Source organism: Geminisphaera colitermitum TAV2 (assembly GCF_000171235.2).
In the GTDB taxonomy this organism is placed as follows: Bacteria; Verrucomicrobiota; Verrucomicrobiia; order Opitutales; family Opitutaceae; genus Geminisphaera; species Geminisphaera colitermitum.
The window spans coordinates 1-3,474 of record NZ_ABEA03000052.1; the positions used below are offsets into that span (position 1 = coordinate 1).

Annotated in this window: 3 protein-coding genes; all 3 read left to right on the top strand. The window is 66.9% G+C overall.

Annotation, left to right across the window (positions count from 1 at the left end; all coding sequences use genetic code 11):
* The first annotated feature begins 98 nt into the window (after nucleotides 1-98).
* A complete protein-coding gene (locus tag OBACDRAFT_RS06385) occupies nucleotides 99-1,268 on the top strand; it encodes an FtsW/RodA/SpoVE family cell cycle protein (protein WP_043583889.1) in 1,170 nt (389 codons plus the stop codon).
* 47 nt (nucleotides 1,269-1,315) lie between these two features.
* On the top strand, nucleotides 1,316-2,485 hold the full coding sequence (locus tag OBACDRAFT_RS06390; RefSeq protein ID WP_232766732.1) for a UDP-N-acetylglucosamine--N-acetylmuramyl-(pentapeptide) pyrophosphoryl-undecaprenol N-acetylglucosamine transferase: 1,170 nt from the start codon (nucleotides 1,316-1,318) through the stop codon (nucleotides 2,483-2,485).
* Nucleotides 2,482-3,474 (top strand): Mur ligase domain-containing protein (locus OBACDRAFT_RS06395; protein ID WP_232766735.1); only part of this gene is annotated, 993 nt, incomplete at its 3' end. The genes OBACDRAFT_RS06390 and OBACDRAFT_RS06395, both read left to right, overlap by 4 nt.

Consider the following 3,474-nt stretch of genomic DNA (forward strand, 5'->3'; position numbering starts at 1 on the left):
CAANCCCGGCACCGCCAGCCAGCCCCCCGTGGAACTGACACCCGCCCCCGTCCAACTCATCCCTGCCGACGGCAACTACTGATCCACTCATTTCGCCCATGGCCGTATCCGTTTCCTCACGACACACCGCCGCGCTCGCGCCCCGCGACCGCTTCGCGTTGTCGCCGGCCGGCATCATGGTCATCTGCGCCGCCGGCCTCGCCATCCTCGGGCTCACCATCCTCTTCAGCGCCAGCGTCACAAAAAATCCCGAAGTCTATCTCTTCAAGCAAGCCGCCGGCATTGGCATGGCAATCGTGGCGGCGCTCGTTGTCAGTCGCGTCAACATCGAGTTCCTCCGCCGTTACGCCTGGTGGATCGGCGGCGCCGCCGTGGTCGTCCTGCTCATCGTCCTCATCCCCGGCATCGGCGTCACCGTCAACGGCAGCCGCCGCTGGCTCGGCCTCGGCCCCCTCCGCTTTCAAGTCTCCGAAATCGGCAAGATCGCCATGGTCTTCTGCCTCGCTCACTACCTCGCCATCAACCAAAGCCGCATCGGCGAGTTCAAACGCGGCTTTCTCATCCCCCTCGCCATTGTCGGCCTCTTCGTTGCCCTCATCATCAAGGAGCCCGACCTCGGCACCGCCGCGCTCACCGGCGCAGTCGGCTTCACCCTCCTCTTTCTCGCCGGCGCCCGCCTCATCTATTTCATCCCCGCCGTCTTCGCCGGCATCGCCGGCATCGCCGCGCTCATTTATCTGATGCCCAACCGCCTCGGGCGCATCACCGAGTATATCAACTACGTTTTCCACGGCGCGCCGCCGCCCTACCAGCTCTACCAGTCACTCCTCGCCTTTGCCGCCGGCGGCACCCCCGGCGCCGGGCTCGGCCAGGGACGCCAGCAAATGAATTTTCTGCCCGAGGCGCACACCGACTTCATCTTTGCCGTCATCGGCGAGGAACTCGGCATCGTCTTCACCCTCGGCATCATCGTCGTGTTTCTCATTATGTGCGTGGCCGGGTTCATCCATCTGCGCCGCGCGCCCAACCTCTTTCAATACCTTCTCGTCACCGGCGCCGTGCTCCTCATCGGCCTGCAGGCGATCATCAATCTCGGCGTCGTCACCGGCGTGTTCCCGACCAAGGGCATGTCTCTCCCCTTCATCAGTGCCGGCATGTCCAACCTCCTCCTCATGGGCATCCTCCTCGGCATCATCCTCAACACCCAGCGCACCTGGACCCGCGCCCGTATCGACCCACGCAATACAGAATGGGAGGGCACCCGATGAATGCGGATTGCAGGTTTGAAGTGGCGCGGGCGTCCCGCCCGCACTCCGTGTTTTCCGCCCTCATTCTCTGCGGTGGCACCGGCGGACACCTCACCCCCGGCATTGCCCTTGCCGAAGCCCTTGCCGCGCGCGGACACCAACCCATTCTCCTCGTCAGTCACAAACAAATCGACGCCCGCATCCTCGAAAAATACCCGCACCTCACCTTCGCCAAGATTCCTGGCACGCCCCTCTCTGCCCACCCCGTCCGCCTTGCCCGCTTTCTCCTCACTCAGACCCAGGCTTTCCTTTCCGGCCTGCGCCTCGTCCGCCGCCACCGCCCCGCCATCGTTGTCGGATTTGGCGGTTTCACGACTGCCAGCGTCATCCTCGCCGCGCGCCTGCGCCGCATCCCCGTGGCCCTCCACGAATCCAACCGCGTCCCCGGCCGCGCCGTCCGCCACCTTGCCCGCCTCGCGCAACGCGTTTACCTCCCCCCCGGTATCCAGCTCAAAACTACAACCCTCAAAAAACAACTCGCCGCCGGCCTCCCCACCCGCGCCGAAATAAAAAAAATCCCGCGCCCCGAAGCCTGCGCCGCCCTTGGTCTCGATCCCAACCTCAAGACCCTCGTCATTTTTGGCGGCAGCCAGGGCGCGACCGCCCTCAACAACTGGGCCCGCCAGCACGCCTCCGACCTCGCCCGCCTCAACACCCAACTCTACTGCGTCACCGGCCCCGGCAAAGAAAGCCCCCCCCCCCTTGGCGCGGTAGCGCCCGGGACCGCCGGCATCCTGCCGGCCCCGTCAGAACGGGGCTTGAGTGGCGCGGGCGTCTCGCCCGCAGACGACGCGCAGCGTCGCTCCATCCAACGTTCAATCTTCGTCCCCTTCTGCGACAACGTAGCCGCCCTCCTCTCCGCCGCCGACCTCGTCATAGCGAGAGCCGGAGCCGGAACGATTGCCGAACTCATCCGCTGCGTCACGCCCTCGATACTCGTCCCGTATCCATTTGCCGCTGACAACCACCAGGCCGCCAACGCCGCCTGGCTCGCCCAACACGGCGGCGCACTCGTCGTCCCGCAGGACCAAATCGCCACCGAACTTCTCCCCGCCGTCGAAACCCTCCTCACCGACGACGCCCGCCGCGCCGAACTCGCCGCCGCCCTTCGCCGCCTCGACCAAACCCGCCCGCTCGACGCCATCATCGCCGATCTCGAAACGCTCGCCCGCCGATGACAACCACAACCGAGACCGCACTTCCCCAGCACATCCACGCCGCCGGCATTGGCGGCATGGGCCTCGGTCCGCTTGCCATCTACCTCGCCGCCCTCGGCCACCGCGTCACCGGCTCCGACGACCACCTCACCGACGCCATGCGCGCCCACCTCGAACGCGCCGGCATCCAAATCACGGATACATCCATCCCTCCCGACACCCAACTCCTCGTCACCTCCAGCGCCCTCGCCCCCGACCACCCCCTGCTCCAAGCCGCACGCACGCGCAACATCCCCATCCTTCGCCGCGGCGAACTCCTTGCCCGCCTTGCCGCCACCCGCCGCCTCGTCGCCATTTGCGGTTCCCACGGCAAGACCACCACCACCGCCCTCCTCATCACCGCGTTGCGCGCCGCTCATTTTCCGTCCGACTACATCCTCGGTGGCCTCTTCGGCGACGACTCCATTCCCCCCGCCGCCGCCAACCCATCCGCCCCGTCCCCCTGGCTCGTTGCCGAAATCGACGAGAGTGACGGCACCATCGAAAACTTCTCCCCCGAAATCACCCTTGTCACCAACATCGACTGGGACCACCCCGACCACTACCGCACCCGCTCCGACCTCGACTCCGCCTTCGCCCGCCTCTTCGCCCGCACCACCGGACACGTCCTCCGCGACACCCCGCTTGCGCCCGGCCCCTTCCCCGCCGCCATCCAAGGAGCCTTCAACCAGCAAAACGCCTCCGCCGCCCTTGCTGCCGCCCGACACATGGGCGTCCGCAACCCCACTCCCGCGCTCCTCGCCAACTACCCTGGCGTCCGCCGCCGCCAGACCCTCCTCCATGCCGGCGACAACCTCACCGTCATCGAAGACTACGCTCACCACCCCGCCGAAATCCGCGCTCTCCTCACCAGCCTCCGCGAGCGCACCGCAACCGCAGTCCCCCCCTCCCCCCCCCCCCCACGCCTCATCGTTGTTTTCCAACCCCACCGCTACAGCCGCACCCGCCAG

Bases quoted from the DNA above. Each gene is read 5' to 3' on its own strand.
- OBACDRAFT_RS06385 (WP_043583889.1), top strand. From the start codon at position 99: ATGGCCGTATCCGTTTCCTCACGACACACCGCCGCGCTCGCGCCCCGC.